The sequence below is a fragment of the Candidatus Nomurabacteria bacterium genome (assembly GCA_023898425.1).
In the GTDB taxonomy this organism is placed as follows: domain Bacteria; phylum Patescibacteriota; class Patescibacteriia; order 2-12-FULL-60-25; family 2-12-FULL-60-25; genus HK-STAS-PATE-2.
This window is the reverse complement of record CP060222.1, coordinates 1,004,980-1,023,232: the sequence shown is the minus strand read 5'-3', so window position 1 is coordinate 1,023,232 and position 18,253 is coordinate 1,004,980. Positions and strand designations below refer to the sequence as shown.

Genomic DNA, 18,253 nt, shown 5'->3' with positions numbered 1-18,253 from the left:
TTAGGTAAAGTGTTTCATGTCTAAATTGGTTGGACTGATCTTACGGAGCATTTCTACAATCTCGGGCATTACGCTGAGTACATACTCAACATCTTCTTTTGTGTTGGATGCACCCAAGGTAAATCGTATAGAACCATGTGCTGCTTCATACGAAAGTCCGGTAGCAAGAATGACATGTGATGGATCAAGCGATGTCGATGCGCAAGCAGAACCTGTTGAAGTCATGATTCCTTTGGCGTCGAGATAAAGAATACAAGCCTCACCTTCAATATCAAGAAAAGAGACATTCACACTATTCGGTAATCGCTCGGTAGGATGACCATTAAGACGCGTTTTTGGAATCTTGAGCAAACCTTCTGCGAGTTGATCACGAAGCACCGTTAAACGCGCAGACTCTGTTTCGCGATGGGCTTGTGCAAGCTCAAGGGCTTTTGCAAAACCGACGATAAGTGGCACAGCTTCTGTACCAGCGCGCATACCGCGCTCTTGTCCTCCGCCAATCGTAAGCGGATCAATACGTGTTCCGCGACGCAAGTACAATGCGCCAATACCTTTTGGTCCATACATCTTTGAACCATTGATCGTGAGAAGATCGGTATGTAATTGCTCTACATTTAACTCAATTGCCCCCGTCGCCTGACACGCGTCTGAGTGAAAAAACGGAAAAATCGTAGACTTCTCTTTGCGCCAAGCAAGAACAACACGACCAATATCCGCAATCGGATTAATGGTACCGATTTCATTGTTCGCCATCATGATACTAATGAGAACCGTTTCGGGCTTAAGCGCTTCTTTAATGTCTTTTGGATCAATTTGACCAAACTCATCCGGCTTAATTTGCGTAAGCGTGATCTCCCCTTTTTTCTCAAGCAAAAGCAATGGCTCAAGAACAGCATGATGCTCAATAGCAGAAGTGATGACATGCGGAATCGCTTCTTCCCCCGATAACTCTTTCAACTTCTTTTTATAAAAACGCGGAATACCAAGTACCGCCATATTATCGGACTCAGTACCACCAGAGGTAAATAAGATTTCATCGGCATGCGCATGTAAAATCTCAGCGATTTTTGTACGTGATGCATCTACCGCTGATTTTGCCTGTAACCCAACGGAGTGAAACGATGATGGATTGCCGTAGATTTCCGTAAAGTATGGTCGCATCACCTCAAGTACCTCCGAGCTCATCGGAGTAGAAGCGGCGTGATCCATGTAAATGATTTTTTGCATATTATTTGATGAGGTCAGCGAGCGTCGTTGATTGAAGCGAAGAAACGATGTTCTTTTGTAAGCCATGCCAGAGCGAACGACTCTTGCAGCCTGCTTCCATTCCGCACAATCCCTTTTGATGAGAAAGACAAGGCACGAGAGAAACTTCGCCTTCGAGCGCTGTCACCATATCGTGCGTTGTGATTTCTGCGGGTATTTTTGCCAACTGATATCCCCCGGTAGGACCAGTTTTTGCTTTTACAAGCTCAGCCTTTTTTAATAGGGCTGCCACTTCTTCGAGATACGACTCAGAAGCCTTCATTTCTTTAGCAGCATCACTAATACGCAAATAGACCCCCTCATCTAAAGACGCGAGTTTTGTAAGAAATAACGCACCGAGGTGCTGTTTTTCACTAATCTGAAAAAGCGATGACATATCTCCTGGTTTAAGACCAGAAAATACCTCATCGCGTAGAGTCTGTCAAAAGAGACTTCTGCTTAGAACGAAGAATGTTCTGAAGCCAAAAATGAACATAAAATATACAAAAGATTCTCTGCTCGCTTTTTCTGAGAACAGACCTTTGTATTTTAGGACGCAGAGGAGAACGAGAGTTAGCACGATGTGAAAATTGGAGTACAACCATTCTCGAAAGAAAGTGTCTGATATGCTAACATCTTCATTCATCACAAAAAAAGGCAGGTGAAGAAGGAACAAAGCAATGAGGCTTAGCCACCCGCTAAGCGCTGAAAGAACAACCTGTTGCCAAAAAAGTGTAGTCCAACATTCAATACCCGTGTCCCATAGTCCCAAAAAGCCATTTTGACCAGGGATTATCCACCAAGCAATTATAGCGACAACACTGAGCGCGCTTAGAGGAAAGAGCAAATCGGATGAAAAAACACTCAGTAAAACCAAGAGCTCAAAAACTGCTATCTCAGTTAAGTAATATCCGATAAACAGCATCCATATGAGATTTTTTTGGTTATGCGATAAATCGATCTCTCGATCTTCATTCTTCGCCTCTGAACATTCAGTGGACACGTCTGCCATTGGACACCTCCAGCGCGTTCATAACACAGACCTCTTCTTTTTTCAATGGTGCGCCTTCGCCACTCGTAAGCTATTTAGCAATACACTAATGCTCGAAAGCGCCATTGCGAGCCCCGCAACAGCCGGATGAACATATCCAAAAGCAGCTAATCCGAGACCGACGACATTATAACCAAAAGCCCAGAAGAGATTTTGTTTAATCGTCTGAAACGTGAAACGCGAAAGAATTATCGCATCCGCTGCCTTTGAAGGTGAACCTCCCATCAATACCATTTGTCCGGCAGCTTTGGCGATATCGGTACCACTCCCCATTGCAATACCGAGATTTGCCGAAGCAAGGGCTGGTGCATCATTCACACCATCCCCTACAAAAGCGACATGATGCCCCTTCTCAATAAGTTTTGTTACCACCTCAGCTTTTTTTGTTGGCAATGTATCTGCTAATACTTGTGTGATACCGACCTGTGCCGCTACCGCTTGAGCAGAAGCCTCATGATCACCCGTCACTAATGCCACATCAATATCCATGGCCCGCAAGCGCTCAACGGCGATCTTTGCATCCTCGCGTATACGGTCTGCGATCGCAATGGCGCCAATAAGCGCACCATCATACGCAACAAAAACAACCGTCTTACCAAGCGCTCTTGCCTGCTCGGTCTTTTTCTGGAAACCAGCATCAATAGCAATAGAAGTATCCGTGATTAACGATTCTTTACCTACAAGCAACGTCTTACCTTCATATTCACCTTTGAGACCACGCCCTGGTATTGCCTCATACTGTTCAATTGATAGAAGGGGCTCATTCATGTTCTTCTGCGATTCAATGATCGCACCACCGAGTGGGTGTTCAGAACGGGACTCTAAACTTGCTGCAAGCAATAATACAAGCTTTTCTGATTGGCCATCTATCACAAAAGTATCTGTCACCGATGGATGACCTTCGGTTAACGTTCCTGTTTTATCAAAAAGAACAAGATCAATATCTTTTGCCGCTTCGAGCGCAGACCCTTCTTTAATAAAGATACCTTTTTTAGCGCCAGCTCCGGTACCAACAAGTACTGCAGCAGGCGTAGCGATACCTAATGCACATGGACAAGCAATAACAAGTACGGCAATGGCATTACGTACTGCCATCGCAGAATCATTAGAAACATACAACCAAAGAATTAACGTCACGGTAGCAAAAACGATGACAATAGGAACGAATACCGCGCTAATACGATCTGCGAGTTTCTCAATTGGGGCTTTGCTCGCCAGTGCCTTTTCTACAATTTGCACCATTTGATCAAAAACACCCATCCCCGCTTCGGCACTCACCTCCATCTCAAATGAACCGGTGCTATTAATAGTCCCTCCGTATACCGTGTCACCTCGTTGTTTTTCTGAAGGTAGTGACTCGCCCGTAAACATTGATTCATCTACCGTCGAATGACCACTTATAACAACACCATCTTGTGGAACCGTCTCACTTGTTTTTACTAAACAAATATCACCAACTCGTAAATTTGCCGCAGCAAGATCATACCAACTACCATCATCTTGCTTACGATGCGCCAAGACGGGATGTTGCGCAAATAAAAGCCCTACAGCTTCTCGAACATTGCTACGCTGACGATCCTCTAAATAGATTCCAAGCAATACAAAGAAGATAATAGCGGCGGCACTCTCAACAAAATGTGGTTGCGGGACAAACAAGGCTGTCGTACTCCAAATCATCGCTGATAACGTTGCCATCGATACCAAAACATCCATGTTTGCCCGTCTATTTTGTATCGCCTGAATAGCGCGCATATGAAATGTCCAGCCGCTTTTTAGGACAACATACCAACCCAAAACAATAACGGACCAAAGTGGTATCGGCAATATCATTGCTGTCATTACATAGACAAATATCAATCCGGATACCCAGAGCTCGTGTTTTGCTACTTTTGCTGTAGAGCGATGGTCATGTTGCGCTGGCATGACATGCTGGTCGTGTTTCATGAGCACACTATAGCAATCAAACAAAAAATCCGCCTAGGCGGATTTTTTCAAACGACGAATGAACCACAGGGCTCGGTGATAACGCTTGATAGCACGATAACGTAAACGTTGAAGTTGCTTTTTTGCTGGTGCTAACCAGGCATCGAGCTTTGCCTTACGTGCAAGTGCCGCGTTATGGGCTTTGCACTTTTTTGAGCAATACGCGTTTTTACGATCGGGCGAACAAGTCTCACAAACGAGAATATGTAAGTGACATTCATCATTCGCACAATTGATATAGCGCTCCGTTTTTTCTTTACAAAGATGACATTCACCAATGATTTCGCGATCTCCTCCAAAGTCCATTACGATACGATCATCAAAGGTATAAAGCGCGCCCATAAAATCTTTGCCCGGATACTTTTCCATATAGGCATGGATACCGTTCTCTAGCTGATATACATCCTTAAAGCCTTTACTTAAAAGATAAGCTGACATTTTTTCGCAACGCACGCCACCCGTACAAACGGTGATGACTTTTTTGTCTTTATATTTTTCGAGCTTTACGACGGCTTCTTTTAAATCACGTGATGCGACCATTCCAGGGTCTACCGTCTTCTTAAATTTACCTGAGGCGATCTCAAAAGAGTTACGCATATCAACCACGATAAAATCTTCGTCGCGTTCATACATCTCGCGTAACTTTTCTGGAGAAAGATGCGGCGCTGTGCGAACACGTGGATCTGCCTCATCATAAGAAAACTGTGTACCAACGATTTCATGACGCACCTTCACCGACCAACGAGGAAATGCCTCCCCATTGCCTTCGCTACGCTTAATGTTCATGTCAGAAAATAACGGGTTCTCAAGAAGTTCTTTCGCAAAGATCTCTGTTTGAGATATCTCACCTTCAAGAATACCGTTTAACCCTTCTTCAGCAACCAAAATTCTACCCTTAAAACCGAGCGTTGTGCCACGTTCACGTATCCACTCAGCAAAAGCCTGCGGATCAGCAATAGTGACGTACTTATAGAAGAGTAGCACCTGGTATTTCATGGCTGATAAATACTCCATTTTAGGTTTTTTGTAAAGAAATAACCCCCACTTACCGTTACGTAAGTAGGGGTATCATCAGGCATTTGCAGCGAAATACTCGATGCTACGTTTGAGGTAGAGTCCAGCCATATCCCAGTCGATAGGCTCAGCAAGCGCGCTACCACTCGGTCGAAGTCGACTTTGTGCGTCGATACTAATATTTGGAAACGCTTTGATGAGCGGGTCCAGGAGATAGAGAGTGCTTGGACCAAGTCCTCCCGCGACACCAAGACCAATCTCAGGAATGGTTTCTACAATAGCACGAGCGTAAGTCGTTAGTAGTCTTGCATCAAGCCCAGCGCCACGGCCCATGCTCTTATCAAGCAGAACCCTCGTGACGATCCCTTGATAACTTTTCAATCGCCTCGCAACCAAATGTGGCTGCTCCTGGCATTGCCCCATGGCAAACTTATTGATTTGCAAGATCACATCAGTGACATTACCTGTGTCTTCGATCGCGCTTCGAATAGCATCTGGATCAGGCCAAATCATATCCAATTGCAACGAATGTAGTTTTGGACCACCGCTAATGATGGCTTTGCCGAGCGTTTGTCGTAGACCTGGATGCCCATCATAGTCAGCATAGTGCAAACAATTATAGACATCGTCTCGTTGAAAAATATCCGCGATTTCCGATGGCTTCGGAAACACGTTTTGCCATTTACTTGGTAATCCGTGCAGCTGTTTATAGCTTGTCATGACACCAACATGAAGCATTCGCTTCGTGTTTGGATAATCCTCAAAGTAACGCATCAACAAATCAACTTGCTCGGATGTAGTAAAATCCGTAATTCCGATATATGGACGCATGATTCCTCCGACAGTTGCGAAAGTCCAAATCAAAATCACCCTAGAATATAGGGTGATTTTTGACAATATCTCCTAAAGCTTTTTATCTTCTTCTTTTAACGTTTGTTGGGCAACGTCTTTTTTTGAATGAATATCCAATAAAAGAAAAAGAACCAAGCTACCAGTAAAAACAGATACCATATTAATGATAAAGAGGACAATAGATCCGCGAAATAATGACCACTGGAGCGTCGCAAGCCCAATACCAGAAACAGCAACCGGAGGGATGATAGAAACAGCAATAGCAACACCAGGCAATGTTTCACTTAACGTAGGTTTGGTGAGTGTAAATGCCGCTGCGAATCCTGCAATAAAAGCCGCCGCTGCATACGCGAGAGAAGGATTAGTACGAGCAAGGATCTCAGACGTATTTGTCACATCCCTCACAAATAAGGTGATCAACGCTGAAATAATGATACCTACAACCGTTGCCTTAATAATCGAGATCGCAGACCTTCTGATGAGTTTTTTATCCGATAAACTAAAGCCCAATGAAAGACTTAAAAAGACATAGAGCATGGGCGAGATTAGCATGCTTCCGATAATAATCGAGGCGCTGTCTAACAATAAACCGATGGTAGCCATCGCGATCGCCAAAATCACCATGACATAAAAATCTGAGCTAGGCGTACTATGCGTAATGAGTTTTTCTACTGCAAGCGATTTATCTTCGCTTGTTGCCGATGGAGAGAAGGTAAATTTCATAGCGTATTAGAACCAATTAAAGAGCTTCACGGTAAAGAGGATATAAAGCATGAGGTATAGACCTCCCTCCCATCGATAAATTTGCTGCGATATACCAGAGATCACAAAGAGAAGTGTTGCCAACATCATCGCCGGCAAACCAATCATATAGGTTTGAGGGTCGACTTCGAGCGTTTTATAGAGAGCCGGTAACCCCACAACAACAAATGAGTTAAAGATATTTGAACCAAAGATATTACCGAGTGCAACTTCAGATTTTTTTTGCATTGCTGCTTTTACCGAAACGAGCAATTCTGGCAAAGAGGTACCAACAGCAACTGCCGTAATCGCAATAACACCAGTTCCAATATTTAGTAATGACGATAGTTGAATAAGCGCGTCTACAAGATATTTAGCACCTAAAGAGAGCGCGGCGACACCAACAATAAGTAAAATAACGTCTTTAAATGAAGCTTTTGGTCGTGCAGCACGGGATAAAGCCTTCTTAACGGCATTCTCTTGATCTGTGTGATTTGTTGTATAGAGAAGATAAATACCATAAGAACATAGCAGAATAATCGCTTCACCAAACGTTACCTGCTTATCCCAAACAACGCCCAATAATAAAACGGCACTCATCGCTAATAGAGGCAGATCTAAATCAATCAGGCTTTTTGTTACAGAAAGTTTTTTACCAATAACAGCCGAGAGCCCAAGAACAAGCAGAATATTCGCAATATTAGAACCAATGGCATTTGCTACAACAACATCTGTCACGCCTCGCATCGTCGCTGCAAAAGACGAGATAAGCTCAGGAAACGACGTCCCCATACCAACGATGGTAACGCCCACGATAAACGGAGAAAGCCCAGCAGCTAAACCGATTTTTTCGGCACTTTCAATAAGCCAATCGGCGCCTTTTACTAAAATAGCCAGCGAGACAAAAAAGACACATGACCAAAGTAAAATCATAGGCTAATACAAGAAATTAAAAATATATTGCTTGTATCATAGCACTTTTGCGCTAATCCATGTGAATCACTCTTTGTGACTGATAGGCAGGGTCTTTTCCGTAAACAGCGATACCGTGCTGCAAAATACGTTTGCGACCCTCTCTGCCGTGCCAACGTTTTACTAACTCGCTCTGCTTGAGATAGACGCGAGCAAAGGCATAAGGATCTTCAAAAAGAATTGTGTCCTCATTGTAGCCAATTGCCGTAACCCAATGACTATCATCAAAACGGTCGGTATAAAGCTGATCTTTTTCATTCCATGCCTGCAAAAGCAAAATAACAGGAATATCCTTATCTATATATTCCTTAATATCTCCGATTGTCATGAGACGAGAATCATACTCTAATGAAAAACGATCAAGAACCTTCAACATTCCTTTTGTAAGAGTTCCGTGTCTCGTGTTCGTACGCGCCCATTTAAAAATTTTTTCTTTTCTTACTTCGGCGCCGTAGTATGTCAGGATTCCCTGCAATACCGTTGGTCCGCAATCATACTCATATGTTTGTGAGGCATGAGGAAAATCCAATATCTTCATAACACCTAAAAATAATACTATAGACTAAAGATCCAAGGATCATAGGCTATTTATACAGAAAAAACAAGCCCAGCAAGAACGTGGCTAAAGCGTGACTTATCGATTTAAATAGGTGATTGTCAACTGCAAAACGGTCGCAAATAATACCCAGAGCAAATAAGGAATATTTACATAAACAACCCAACGAAGCTCAGGTAATACCGTCCATACGGCATAAAAAAGCCCAAACCAATGTAAACAGAACGAGCACAATATCAATCGCCGCTAATAGATTGTTTTTTAAACCAAACTGAAGAGGCGTAAAAAGCCGCGTTAAAAGCGAGATTTAAGGCAAATGGCAAAGCCACCGTCCATGCAATCTTATCAGTGAATACCTTATAAAAAACTGTACCAAAAGAAACACTAATTATCGCATACAGCACCGTCCACACAGGTCCAAACACCCAAGACGGTGGTGCCCAACTGGGTCTTACGAGTTGCGAGTACCAATTATATGTGTTCATCTTTTTTGTTTTTCCTCTATACCTTAGTAAGTATCTTTTTTCATCATACACGAATTCACTATTTATAACTCGTGACTAGTCAAAACCAAAGGTAGGATAAATCAAAAAAACACTCGTTAATCGAGTGTTTTTTGCTGGCGGTGTGTATTGGACGAAGTTCGAATGTATTTCGGACAAAATCCGCAGGATTTTGACGAATGACCTTTTTCGCCTCGGCCGCTCTGACAAGCTTTCGCGCGGCAGGCAAAACCCAAAAATTTCCTATCATTTTTTATTTGCGGCTCCCCACACCCCCGCCGAAAATGGATTGGTAAGAAATTTTTGGTTTTGCTGCCGCCGCTTCACTCTCTCAAAAAGGCTAATAAGTGTATTTTAGCACTTTTGCCGGTTTTACGCCCGCCTTTTCTCCGTCGCTTGCGTCGGCCCGAGGCGCTCTCGTCTCCGCGTTTGGTGGTAGTTCGGTAGTCCTCTCACACTTTGCAGGCACCTCGCATTGGCCGCTCACATTCGTTCGCGATGCCTGCTCGGTGCTTGCTTCGTGTTCGCTCTCTGTGGCTTCGTTTTTATGCACAGAGAAATAAGCAAGAAAATTCAAATTGAGGTAAAATGAAAATGAAGACGAGGCGTTAGCCTCGTCCCCGCTTCCCTTAGCGACCCGTGATAAGATCGTTCAGAGATTCGATGTTATGCTTCTCAAGATAAGTCCCGAGTTGCATATCAGACCTGACACCAAGGTCAATGCCATATTGTTTCTCGATTGTACCAATATGGGTGTCATCACGCTTGTCGCGCAACAATCCATTTTGGTTTCGAGTACGGCAGCCTTTCATGCCAGGCGCATCGTTCTTGCAATTTGAATTTGCCATAGAACATCTCGAATTAAGTTAATAATATCGAGAAAGGTTCGACTACCTCCTTTCTCGCCAGACGCGATATGAAGATAGTCATTTTGGCTTTTGCAAGAACACGGGACGGGCTTAACGCCTCGTTTTCATTGGTATTCTAAATTATTTTATTATTTTTTTCAACCCTGTTTCGCCAATTCCTTACAGATTCATGACTCGAAATTCTTTATCCGAAACAATGATATGATCAACAAGATTAATCCCAAGCAGATCTCCGGCGTCAGCTATTCTTTTTGTGACTGCGATATCCTCATCTGAAGGCTCGAGATTTCCCGAAGGGTGATTATGCGCTAGAATAACCCCTGCCGCTGCTAATTGCAAAGCAGGCTCAAAGACTTCTCGTGGGTGTAAAAGTGAAGCGTCAAGGGTTCCTACTGAGATAACACGCCTTTCGATCAATTTTTGTTGAGTGTCGAGGTAAAACGCCACCATGTGTTCTTTTTCGATGAACGAAAGTCCGCACATAAATTCCATATATCTTTTCCTGATAACAATTCAGCACTACGCTCGCTCCCAAGGCGATCCACAAGGGAAATAACGGAAAGTATTTGAATTGCCTTTGTTTTTCCAAGTCCACGAATTTTTCGTAAATCATCAATCGTGACGTTATTTACCGATTTTAGAGCTATAAGTTTTTCTATTTTTTCGCGCAAGTTCAAGTACATTACATCCTTTGATTCCCGAGCCAAGCACAATCGCTAGCAACTCAAAAGTTTTGAGGCGCTTTGCACCGTACTTCTCCATTTTCTCTCTGGGTAATTCAATTTTCTTAAGCTCGGTAAGTTTCATGATATTGCTTTATTATAGGGCAAGCCTTGCCGTTATTTAAGCGTGTCCACTATTCTTTTTGCACGCAAACAGTTTGATCTTTCTTAAGCTGATGTTCCCAAAAACGCAACACGGTCCAACCTTCAGCATAAAGTTTTCGTGTCACCTTTTGTCTCGTTTTCTGTTACGCTCAATTTTTTCACGCCAGAAATCATTTTTGAGTAAATGCTTCCAACGTGGATATTGCCAGCCATGCCAGAAGTTACTATCGAGAAAAAACGCAAACTTTGTGCTTCTTAAAAGCAATATCGGGCTTACCTAAAACACCCTTGTCATTAGTAGTAAAAAGTTTTGCGAATTTGTTTTTTTGAGAGTGGCAATAAAATCTTGCTCAAATTTTGTTGATCTTGAGCGTATGAGCGACATTCGTCGTGATCTTTCTCGGATAGTTAGTTTGTCTAAATCTCTTTCCTTTGAAAAATCACGGCTTAGTTTATTGCGAGTTCGCTTCTTCATAGCCAGATTGAAAAACTTCTGAGGGAGATTCGGCACCAAGACCACTAGCATGCGTCCCTATCCACAAGTTCTTTCCATTGCTCGATTCTATTTGCCTCAATGGAAGGAACTTGCCAATAGAATTTCAATAAATCTTCGTCTATCTCATTGATTCGGCTAGCTATTCCTGGGGCGTAACTTTCGCGTAGCTGGGAAAGCACTTGCGAAACGTTTCTCCTCCTCACGTGCTATCAAGACTTCCCGTCGTCCTCCCGCGCTAAATTCATCTCTCAGGCTTGCTGACACTGCCCCGAATTCAGTAACAAGATATGTGGCGGCTCGATCGTAGTTTGCCCGATTCTTAAATAATTCTGGAAAGAAAATCATACAATCAACCTTAAACTTTTCTTTGTCAGTGGGATCCAGTGTTCGAAACTGCTTAATCACTGGTGATGGTGCTTCGATTCCTCATCAATCCACCACAGACCTTCGCCTTCTTTTAGTTGGCCTCGATAGTATGATTTTATTTGTTTAATAGTATCTTCACTCGTTCTTAACTCATCATAGGAAACGCCGATCTTATCAAAAATGGATTCACCTTCCGGCAAATTCATGTCTATGCGATAGCGAGGAGAGTGAGTTACGCTAACTTCTGGTAAACATTCCTGATATAGCCGATATTTCACGTCTGGTTCGCCTCCCATTTTCCCAAACATAATGTAAATTCTCTGAACATCTGCTTCATGAGTGATTCTAAAAACACTATTGCCCGTTGAATGCCAGTGGTCCTTTATTGTCATTTTAACTTCCACACCAAAATAGCCGTTTGCCACAATGTCGGGGAATGCCGCGATTCCAGTTTGCCGTATAGTCCCTTCAAACTCGGTGCCTTTTGCCACCTCTATCATTACTTCACAAACCAAAACTTCAAAATCACTTGAATTTGGAAGCGGTTTTTCAGTCCTCAACTTAGAAACAAGTTTATTCTTTGAAACTTCAAGAATTTTCAAAAAATTTCTTCACTCGGATTTTTCTTTTTGGCGTAGATCATACTTGTTTCAAGTTCTTATCGAGAAATGATCGAATTGATTTCGCAATGTGCCACGCCAAAACAGGAGGAACGGCATTGCCAATTTGTTTGTATGCTTGCGATGTAGATGGCAAAATACCATATCATCTGGAAAGATTGGATTCTTGCGGCCTCTCGAGCTGAAAGTCGTCGTTTGCCATTCCAATGGTATTCGATATTGCCATGGTGTTCGGTTCGCATTGTGGGTCCTGGTTTTTAGGGTCAATTACTCCATTTCCTTGTCCTTTGTTTTTCCTTGCTTTTGACCAGTGATGATTCGGAAAATCACCTTCTTTTATATTTTCCAAATCGCCAAATGCTTCTTTGACTGAAACATGCTGCTTGCCCTTATGGGTTGGTTTTGGATAGTCACTATCCTCAAATCTAGGCAGCACATTCTTGCGAGTCCCGATAATAATTACTCGTTCGCGCATTTGAGGGACGCCATAGTCCGCCGCAAGAAGCAATTTATGATTTACGTGATATCCTAGCCCCGCAAAATCATCTTTGATAATGTCGATTGCTGTGCCGTTATCTATCGTAAGAAGACCTTTTACATTTTCAGCCACGAATAATACTGGTTTCGTTCTGCGAATGACCTCGGCCATGCTGCGATACAGAAGTCCTTTTTCACTATTGAAACCTCTTCGTTTTCCCGCATGACTAAACTCTTGGCATGGAAAACCGCCGAGAACAATATCAGCTTTTTTGGGTAGCGGCGCATCAAACATGGAATCATGCTTATTGTTCAAAATATCAACGATGCTTCCGCAAACAATATCGTGTTTGAAATAATTTTTAAAAGTTTTACACGCTGGTTCGTCTATGTCGTTGGCCCAATCAATTACAAATGGATGTTTTGATATTTTTTTCCGTTTGATTCAAAACCTCCAACAAAGCCAAGGTCCAGACCGCCACATCCGGCAAAAAGCGATACGATCATAAATTTGCTTTGAGTATTCTTTGCCATAAAATTATTTTAAAAAAGTTGATCTACGCTCACACCAAGCACTTTGGCGACCTTTTCCATCGTGCTAATTGTTAGATTTTGCTTACCATTCTCAACATTACTAATATACGCCCGATCTAACCCTAACTCACGGCAAATATCGCCTTGCGACATACCTTTCTCGAGCCGTATTTTCTTCATGTTCTCGCCAAATTTTTGTGCTGTGGATTTCGCCATATTGTATGAAAACTTATCAACACGGTTATTATATCATTCTCTTGTGTTTTGACTCAATGTTAAGTTATAATACAAGTGTGCAAAAACAATGATTTTATGAAGCGGCGGCAGCAAAACCAAAAATTTCCTTACCAATCCATTTTCGGCGGGGGTGTGTGGGGGAGCCGCAAATAAAAATGATAGGAAATTTTTGGGTTTTGCCCCGCGCGAGCTTGTCGAGCGCGCCGAGGCGCAAAGGTCATTCGTCAAAATCCTGCGGATTTTGTCCGAAATACATTCGAACTTCGTCCAATACACACCGCCAAAACTTGAAATCGGAATCGGAAGCGCCTCGGCATGGGGTTTTTTCCGCATTTTGAAGGCATTTTTGAAATCCAAAAACAAAGTGCGGTCGGCAATGTGGAAGTTCCTGTGCGACAACAGAGAAAACGAAGTTTTCAGAACTAATTTTTCCACGCTTTCAGCGAAAGGTTGAACGCATTTTTCTTTGATTGCCCAAAAGCTAATTTCAAAACAATATGGACAACATAAATTTAAACCAAAAAGTTTTTCCTATATACAAGAAAATCCACGGACGAACCAGAGCGTCAAATTCCGCAGTATTGAGGCGCAACTTTTGAATTTCGAAATACGCCAGAAAAGAGGGCTTGAATATCGTCCGTGAATTTGTGGAAAGTAAGACCGCCAAAGAGCCGGGCAGAGAGATTTTTAACGAAATGATCTCGCGCATAGAGGAAAATGAAGCCGAGGGAATTTTAGCGTGGCACCCCGACCGCCTTGCTCGCAATTCCATAGACGGCGGACGAATAATTTATCTTGTTGATACTGGTAAAATATCCGCGCTAAAATTCCCGACTTTTGGTTTGATCCGACACCGCAAGGAAAATTTATGTTGTCCATCGCTTTTGGGCAATCAAAATACTATGTGGATAATCTTTCGGAAAACATAAAGAGGGGTATTCGCCAGAAATTGCGAAATGGCATTTGGCCTCGCTTGGGCACCATTGGGCTATATAAACGATAAAAACGCCCGCTGTATTGCGGTTGATAAAGAAAAAGCAAAATATATCAAGCGGGCTTTTGAAATGTATGCCACTGGCGAATACCCGCTCGCTCAAATCCGAAAGATTATCAATTCTCTTAGACTTGAAACAAGAAAGGCAAAATGCTTTCCGTCTCAAATTATCAGTACATGCTCAAAAACCCGATTTATTATGGCGTGATTGAATACAATGGCGAAATGTATGACGGAAAGCACGAACCGATTATCACAAAGAAACTTTTGATTTATGCCAAGAAGTGATGATGAAAAAATCCAAACCGAAAACGCCGAAATTGAAAACCTTTTGTGTATAGAGGATTTTTCCGTTGTGGCGAATGTGGTTGTTTTATCACCACCGAAACGCAAAAAGGTCATAACTATTTGCGTTGCACCAAACGGAAAAATCCTTGTACCAAAAAATATGTTCGTGAAGAAATCATCACTTCTCAAATAAAAGAGGAAATCAAAAAGTTTCTTTGTCTTCCGCTTGGGCTAATGCGTCAATCAATTATTTTGAAAGTGAAAAAATGAAAACTGCCCAAGCGGAAAGCTCTTTCGCCCAAAAATTGCGAGATGAGCTTGTAGAGATTGAGGCAAAACTTGATCGCTTGCTTGATTTACATTTGGAAGGCAGTTTGTCGCAAGCAGAATATGCGACCAAAAGCAAAAAGCTTATTCTCGCCAAAAGGATTTGGAAGAAAAAATCTCGTCTTTTGGGCGGAAGAGCAATAATCGGTTCGAACTTGCCATAAACTTCATAAAAGAAGCCAACCAAGCCGAAAAATGTTAATAACAAGAAAATCCCGAAAGGATTCGGGATTTTTGTTTTTCCTCTATACCTTAGTAAGTATCTTTTTTCATCATACACGAATTCACTATTTATAACTCGTGACTAGTCAAAACCAAAGGTGGCTAAATCAAAAAAACACTCGTTAATCGAGTGTTTTTTTGCTGGCGGAGAAGGAGGGATTCGAACCCTCGGTACGGTTAAAGCCGTACGACGGATTTCAAGTCCGTTGCATTCGACCACTCTGCCACCTCTCCATGGTTTGAGTGTGGCCAGATAGTAGCGATCAAAGACGCTTTGGTCAATGAAAGCCGTAAAAATATTGACCTTATCACCCTATCCATGTTGAACTTCTGTTAGTACTTTTGGAGGTAGAGCCATGCGTAATGATGAAACAAAACCCCTTGTTTATTGTACGGATATGCATGGCGAAAAACATGCCTGTGCACCCGATCAGCTCAAACATCGACCGTCTATCTACGCCATCACATTGCGTGAGAACGACATACTCGTCTTAGATACCACATACGGTCTAACCTTGCCTGGTGGCGCCATTGATCTCGGCGAGAAACATCTTGATGCTCTCAAACGCGAAGTATTCGAAGAAACGAATACGCATGTTTCTCCTGACGTTATTTGTCACTGTGATACGAGTCTCTGGTATTACAAAGATAAATTTCATCACTGCCTTTGTTTGTTTTATCTCTGCCGCTATGAAAGCGGAGAGGTGAGCGATATAAATCTCACGACAGATGAGCGCGAAACCAATTGCAAACCATTTTGGATTCCTATCGAAAAAGCGCTTGATCGTGGCTTTGCCTTAACGGCAGATTGGCGTACCGCCTTAACGAATGCCTTCGCTCTTCGTAAATAGCTCAATAATGCTAAACCCGCACTCTCGTGCGGGTTTTCTCATACGAGCGAAAACTTATTTGATAAATTCAACCACCTCTGAAAACGGTCTACGTACTTTTGCGCGTGTAGCATAACCATCCTCGTTACTTCGATAACCAACTTCAAAAAGCGTGACTGAAGCGAGATTCTTTTCTTTTAAACCAAGAATTTTATCAACCTCTGCAGGATTAAATCCTTCCATAGAAGAAGCATCTACACCAAGTAAAGCTGCCGCTTCTACCATCGCGCCTAAGGCGATATACGTCTGTGATCGTGCCCATGCGAGCAATTGATCATCCGTACGGGATTGGATAGATCCCGAAATCATCTTGTTAAACTCTGCGAGATCTTCAGGCGATTTACCCGTTGCTTTTGCCGTACGCTCAACAAGCTCACGTGCAATGTTCTCTCGAATATCCGTACGTTGCGTAACAACAATAAGATAACTCGCATCTGTGACTTGCGTTTGGCCATAAGCAGCGCCCTTAATCTTTTCACGTAGTTCTGGATTCTCTATCACAAGAAACTTCCAAGCTTCAATCCCAAATGAACTTGGAGCTAAGCGCCCTACTTCTAAAATGGTTTCGAGATCTTCTTTACTTACTTTTTTGTCTTTGTCATACGCTTTAACGGCATATCGCCAATTCATCGCCTTTACAATCTGGTCTTTCATACGGAAATAGGGTAAACTTTTCGGAGTAAAAAGCTATCAACGGTTGATCGCTATAAAATCTATAGTAACTTCTTTTTCTTTATGCGTCAAGCAAACCCTTTTCAACCTCCAAAATGTTTTCAAGAAGGATTCAAGCTCTTAGGAGACGCTTGGACGCTCCTCATTATTCGTAATCTCTCAGATGGTGGCCAACGTTTTTGTGCATTGCAACGCAAATTAAATAATGTAAACCCTGTCACACTTACCTCTCGTTTAAAAAAGATGGAAAAGCTAGATTTGATTGAACGCCAAACAGAAACCATCGATAAGAATTCCGTTTGCTATCAACTTACAGATAAAGGCGAAGAAATTCTTCCTATTTTACTTGCCCTTGAGACGTACGCGAAGAAGCACTTTGCGTAATTGCACAAAGTGCTAGCAAAAGAAAAAAGACAATCGCTAAGTCATTCTTAAAATACGGCACATCTACCAGACCATGAATGAGTAGCGCGACAAGAGGCAATAGCATTGCCTCTTTCTTTTTGAGCCAAGCAAAAACAATCCAGAAAAAAGCCAAGAGCCCAGCGAGACCTGTCTCTACCCAAAAATTTAGGATGATATTGTGTGGATACTGAAAGACTTCAATACCCGTTGTGGTTTGATACGGCTTAAACACCGTAGGATATCCCGCCATACCTGCGCCTTTTATCGGGTGATCCTTGAGCAGAACTGTTGTGTCCTGCCACATTTTTTTACGTACATACCCAGACCAGTTTTCTAAACGTAGTTCTTTTAGAACAGGTTCACGAATCTCTGAGACACCAAAACCAACAGCCAATCCTATAATAGTCACAACAATTACAGGCCAACGAAGGCGCTTGATTGAAACGAGCGCCAACCAAAGCACAGCCGCGAGCGCAATGAATCCCCCATCACTTCGTGCAACAAACGAAGCGATAAGCGCCATCACAAAAGTGATAAACCCTAAACGATCACGTGATGAGATAAAACGTGATAACCCATACGCACCAATTGGTACCACTGCTAAGGCTAAGGCATTTGGATAAGGAAATGGCCCCGTCGCTCGACGACCTTCACTTATCGCTACATTCCAAGGACTTGGGATACCTACCCCAAAAAGATATTCAACAACTCCCCACATCGCAAGGAGCAAAACGCTCACGTATAAAGATCGTTCTATCTCTTCACGGCGTACATCACGACCAATGCTTACAACAAAAACCATTAGCAAGAGCATCGGCTCTAAAACATAAGCCCGCCATAATCCTAACCCCTGCACCAGTACCGGCGACCAAAAAACCGCAGCCAATGAAAAAAACGTAAAAGCTATAAGCGGAAGTCGAAATGTTTTTAGTGCTGTCCACGCATCTTTATATCCTTGGCCTTTGTATGTAACGGTAAACAACCCAATAATCACTAAAACAACAATTTCTAAAACGGTTGTCGGCAAAGGACCGATCTTAAATCGAAGGAGATACGTCGGCAATATAATAGGTAATGCCAATAAGAGATACCGAAGAGCATTCTTCATACCA

Annotated in this window: 23 protein-coding genes, 1 tRNA gene and 2 pseudogenes; 7 read left to right on the top strand and 19 right to left on the bottom strand. The window is 42.6% G+C overall.

The features are described from left to right. The 16 genes and pseudogenes from H6759_05600 to H6759_05525 form a co-directional block, all read right to left on the bottom strand. On the bottom strand, positions 1-1,227 hold the full coding sequence (locus tag H6759_05600; GenBank protein ID USN52449.1) for an aminotransferase class V-fold PLP-dependent enzyme: 1,227 nt from the start codon (positions 1,225-1,227) through the stop codon (positions 1-3). A 1-nt stretch (position 1,228) separates the two neighbouring features. Then, entirely contained in the window at positions 1,229-1,642 is a 414-nt protein-coding gene (locus H6759_05595) for an Rrf2 family transcriptional regulator (GenBank protein ID USN52448.1), read from the bottom strand. Between the two features lie 657 nt (positions 1,643-2,299). Then, positions 2,300-4,240, bottom strand: a complete 1,941-nt coding sequence (locus H6759_05590) for a copper-translocating P-type ATPase (protein USN52447.1) — start codon at positions 4,238-4,240, stop codon at positions 2,300-2,302. A 33-nt stretch (positions 4,241-4,273) separates the two neighbouring features. Then, entirely contained in the window at positions 4,274-5,293 is a 1,020-nt protein-coding gene (locus H6759_05585; protein ID USN52446.1) for a rhodanese-related sulfurtransferase, read from the bottom strand. A 57-nt stretch (positions 5,294-5,350) separates the two neighbouring features. Continuing rightward, on the bottom strand, positions 5,351-6,124 hold the full coding sequence (locus H6759_05580) for a hypothetical protein (GenBank protein USN52445.1): 774 nt from the start codon (positions 6,122-6,124) through the stop codon (positions 5,351-5,353). A gap of 72 nt (positions 6,125-6,196) precedes the next feature. Next, complete coding sequence (locus H6759_05575; GenBank protein USN52444.1) at positions 6,197-6,868, bottom strand: TIGR00341 family protein; 672 nt, start codon at positions 6,866-6,868, stop codon at positions 6,197-6,199. Positions 6,869-6,874: 6 nt separating this feature from the next. Then, a complete protein-coding gene (locus tag H6759_05570) occupies positions 6,875-7,819 on the bottom strand; it encodes a calcium/sodium antiporter (GenBank protein USN52443.1) in 945 nt (314 codons plus the stop codon). 52 nt (positions 7,820-7,871) lie between these two features. Next, positions 7,872-8,396 carry a C39 family peptidase gene (locus H6759_05565; GenBank protein USN52442.1) on the bottom strand — a complete coding sequence of 175 codons (525 nt, stop codon included), beginning with the start codon at positions 8,394-8,396 and terminating at the stop codon, positions 7,872-7,874. 96 nt (positions 8,397-8,492) lie between these two features. Continuing rightward, positions 8,493-8,899, bottom strand: a pseudogene (locus H6759_05560) (tryptophan-rich sensory protein). Positions 8,900-9,546: 647 nt separating this feature from the next. After that, on the bottom strand, positions 9,547-9,729 hold the full coding sequence (locus H6759_05555; GenBank protein ID USN53047.1) for a hypothetical protein: 183 nt from the start codon (positions 9,727-9,729) through the stop codon (positions 9,547-9,549). 216 nt (positions 9,730-9,945) lie between these two features. Further along, positions 9,946-10,278: a JAB domain-containing protein gene (locus H6759_05550; GenBank protein ID USN52441.1), complete on the bottom strand. Its 333-nt coding sequence runs from the start codon at positions 10,276-10,278 to the stop codon at positions 9,946-9,948. A 132-nt stretch (positions 10,279-10,410) separates the two neighbouring features. Continuing rightward, positions 10,411-10,593, bottom strand: coding sequence for a hypothetical protein (locus H6759_05545; GenBank protein ID USN52440.1), 183 nt, complete (start codon positions 10,591-10,593; stop codon positions 10,411-10,413). 917 nt (positions 10,594-11,510) lie between these two features. After that, complete coding sequence (locus H6759_05540; GenBank protein USN52439.1) at positions 11,511-12,077, bottom strand: hypothetical protein; 567 nt, start codon at positions 12,075-12,077, stop codon at positions 11,511-11,513. A gap of 37 nt (positions 12,078-12,114) precedes the next feature. After that, a pseudogene (locus tag H6759_05535) lies at positions 12,115-13,106 on the bottom strand (DNA cytosine methyltransferase). A 9-nt stretch (positions 13,107-13,115) separates the two neighbouring features. Beyond that, on the bottom strand, positions 13,116-13,322 hold the full coding sequence (locus H6759_05530; protein ID USN52438.1) for a helix-turn-helix transcriptional regulator: 207 nt from the start codon (positions 13,320-13,322) through the stop codon (positions 13,116-13,118). Between the two features lie 33 nt (positions 13,323-13,355). Then, the gene (locus tag H6759_05525) at positions 13,356-13,778 is read right to left on the bottom strand and encodes a hypothetical protein (GenBank protein ID USN52437.1); all 423 of its coding nucleotides are present in this window, start codon (positions 13,776-13,778) and stop codon (positions 13,356-13,358) included. A 191-nt stretch (positions 13,779-13,969) separates the two neighbouring features. Between H6759_05525 and H6759_05520 the strand changes: the two genes are divergently transcribed. The 5 genes from H6759_05520 to H6759_05500 are packed head-to-tail and all read left to right on the top strand — an operon-like array spanning position 13,970 to position 15,116. After that, positions 13,970-14,272 (top strand): recombinase family protein, encoded by a 303-nt coding sequence (locus H6759_05520; protein USN52436.1) that lies wholly within the window; start codon positions 13,970-13,972, stop codon positions 14,270-14,272. Between the two features lie 27 nt (positions 14,273-14,299). Continuing rightward, entirely contained in the window at positions 14,300-14,545 is a 246-nt protein-coding gene (locus H6759_05515; protein USN53052.1) for a hypothetical protein, read from the top strand. Next, positions 14,488-14,625, top strand: a complete 138-nt coding sequence (locus H6759_05510; GenBank protein USN52435.1) for a recombinase family protein — start codon at positions 14,488-14,490, stop codon at positions 14,623-14,625. Before H6759_05515 ends, H6759_05510 begins: the two co-directional genes overlap by 58 nt. A 45-nt stretch (positions 14,626-14,670) precedes the next feature. Then, positions 14,671-14,895, top strand: coding sequence for a recombinase zinc beta ribbon domain-containing protein (locus H6759_05505; protein ID USN52434.1), 225 nt, complete (start codon positions 14,671-14,673; stop codon positions 14,893-14,895). Continuing rightward, complete coding sequence (locus H6759_05500; protein USN53051.1) at positions 14,841-15,116, top strand: hypothetical protein; 276 nt, start codon at positions 14,841-14,843, stop codon at positions 15,114-15,116. Before H6759_05505 ends, H6759_05500 begins: the two co-directional genes overlap by 55 nt. 200 nt (positions 15,117-15,316) lie before the next feature. Here the strand turns inward: H6759_05500 and H6759_05495 are convergent. Then, positions 15,317-15,408, bottom strand: a tRNA-Ser gene (locus tag H6759_05495). A 122-nt stretch (positions 15,409-15,530) separates the two neighbouring features. On the opposite strand from H6759_05495, the gene H6759_05490 reads away from it, so the two are divergent. Further along, the gene (locus H6759_05490; GenBank protein USN52433.1) at positions 15,531-16,025 is read left to right on the top strand and encodes an NUDIX domain-containing protein; all 495 of its coding nucleotides are present in this window, start codon (positions 15,531-15,533) and stop codon (positions 16,023-16,025) included. A gap of 54 nt (positions 16,026-16,079) precedes the next feature. Here the strand turns inward: H6759_05490 and H6759_05485 are convergent, their stop codons facing one another. Next, a complete protein-coding gene (locus H6759_05485) occupies positions 16,080-16,718 on the bottom strand; it encodes an NAD(P)H-dependent oxidoreductase (protein ID USN52432.1) in 639 nt (212 codons plus the stop codon). Positions 16,719-16,799: 81 nt separating this feature from the next. On the opposite strand from H6759_05485, the gene H6759_05480 reads away from it, so the two are divergent. After that, positions 16,800-17,120, top strand: a complete 321-nt coding sequence (locus tag H6759_05480) for a helix-turn-helix transcriptional regulator (GenBank protein USN52431.1) — start codon at positions 16,800-16,802, stop codon at positions 17,118-17,120. Here the strand turns inward: H6759_05480 and H6759_05475 are convergent. Then, positions 17,074-18,249: an O-antigen ligase family protein gene (locus H6759_05475; GenBank protein USN52430.1), complete on the bottom strand. Its 1,176-nt coding sequence runs from the start codon at positions 18,247-18,249 to the stop codon at positions 17,074-17,076. The genes H6759_05480 and H6759_05475 overlap by 47 nt on opposite strands. Positions 18,250-18,253 lie beyond the last annotated feature (4 nt).

What these genes read in the sequence shown, in the direction of transcription:
- H6759_05600 (USN52449.1), bottom strand. Translation starts at nt 1,227, where the DNA reads ATGCAAAAAATCATTTACATGGATCACGCCGCTTCTACTCCGATGAGC.
- H6759_05595 (USN52448.1), bottom strand. Translation starts at nt 1,642, where the DNA reads ATGTCATCGCTTTTTCAGATTAGTGAAAAACAGCACCTCGGTGCGTTA.
- H6759_05590 (USN52447.1), bottom strand. Translation starts at nt 4,240, where the DNA reads ATGAAACACGACCAGCATGTCATGCCAGCGCAACATGACCATCGCTCT.
- H6759_05585 (USN52446.1), bottom strand. Translation starts at nt 5,293, where the DNA reads ATGGAGTATTTATCAGCCATGAAATACCAGGTGCTACTCTTCTATAAG.
- H6759_05580 (USN52445.1), bottom strand. Translation starts at nt 6,124, where the DNA reads ATGCGTCCATATATCGGAATTACGGATTTTACTACATCCGAGCAAGTT.
- H6759_05575 (USN52444.1), bottom strand. Translation starts at nt 6,868, where the DNA reads ATGAAATTTACCTTCTCTCCATCGGCAACAAGCGAAGATAAATCGCTT.
- H6759_05570 (USN52443.1), bottom strand. Translation starts at nt 7,819, where the DNA reads ATGATTTTACTTTGGTCATGTGTCTTTTTTGTCTCGCTGGCTATTTTA.
- H6759_05565 (USN52442.1), bottom strand. Translation starts at nt 8,396, where the DNA reads ATGAAGATATTGGATTTTCCTCATGCCTCACAAACATATGAGTATGAT.
- H6759_05555 (USN53047.1), bottom strand. Translation starts at nt 9,729, where the DNA reads ATGAAAGGCTGCCGTACTCGAAACCAAAATGGATTGTTGCGCGACAAG.
- H6759_05550 (USN52441.1), bottom strand. Translation starts at nt 10,278, where the DNA reads ATGGAATTTATGTGCGGACTTTCGTTCATCGAAAAAGAACACATGGTG.
- H6759_05545 (USN52440.1), bottom strand. Translation starts at nt 10,593, where the DNA reads ATGAAACTTACCGAGCTTAAGAAAATTGAATTACCCAGAGAGAAAATG.
- H6759_05530 (USN52438.1), bottom strand. Translation starts at nt 13,322, where the DNA reads ATGGCGAAATCCACAGCACAAAAATTTGGCGAGAACATGAAGAAAATA.
- H6759_05515 (USN53052.1), top strand. Translation starts at nt 14,300, where the DNA reads ATGGCATTTGGCCTCGCTTGGGCACCATTGGGCTATATAAACGATAAA.
- H6759_05510 (USN52435.1), top strand. Translation starts at nt 14,488, where the DNA reads ATGCTTTCCGTCTCAAATTATCAGTACATGCTCAAAAACCCGATTTAT.
- H6759_05490 (USN52433.1), top strand. Translation starts at nt 15,531, where the DNA reads ATGCGTAATGATGAAACAAAACCCCTTGTTTATTGTACGGATATGCAT.
- H6759_05485 (USN52432.1), bottom strand. Translation starts at nt 16,718, where the DNA reads ATGAAAGACCAGATTGTAAAGGCGATGAATTGGCGATATGCCGTTAAA.
- H6759_05480 (USN52431.1), top strand. Translation starts at nt 16,800, where the DNA reads ATGCGTCAAGCAAACCCTTTTCAACCTCCAAAATGTTTTCAAGAAGGA.
- H6759_05475 (USN52430.1), bottom strand. Translation starts at nt 18,249, where the DNA reads ATGAAGAATGCTCTTCGGTATCTCTTATTGGCATTACCTATTATATTG.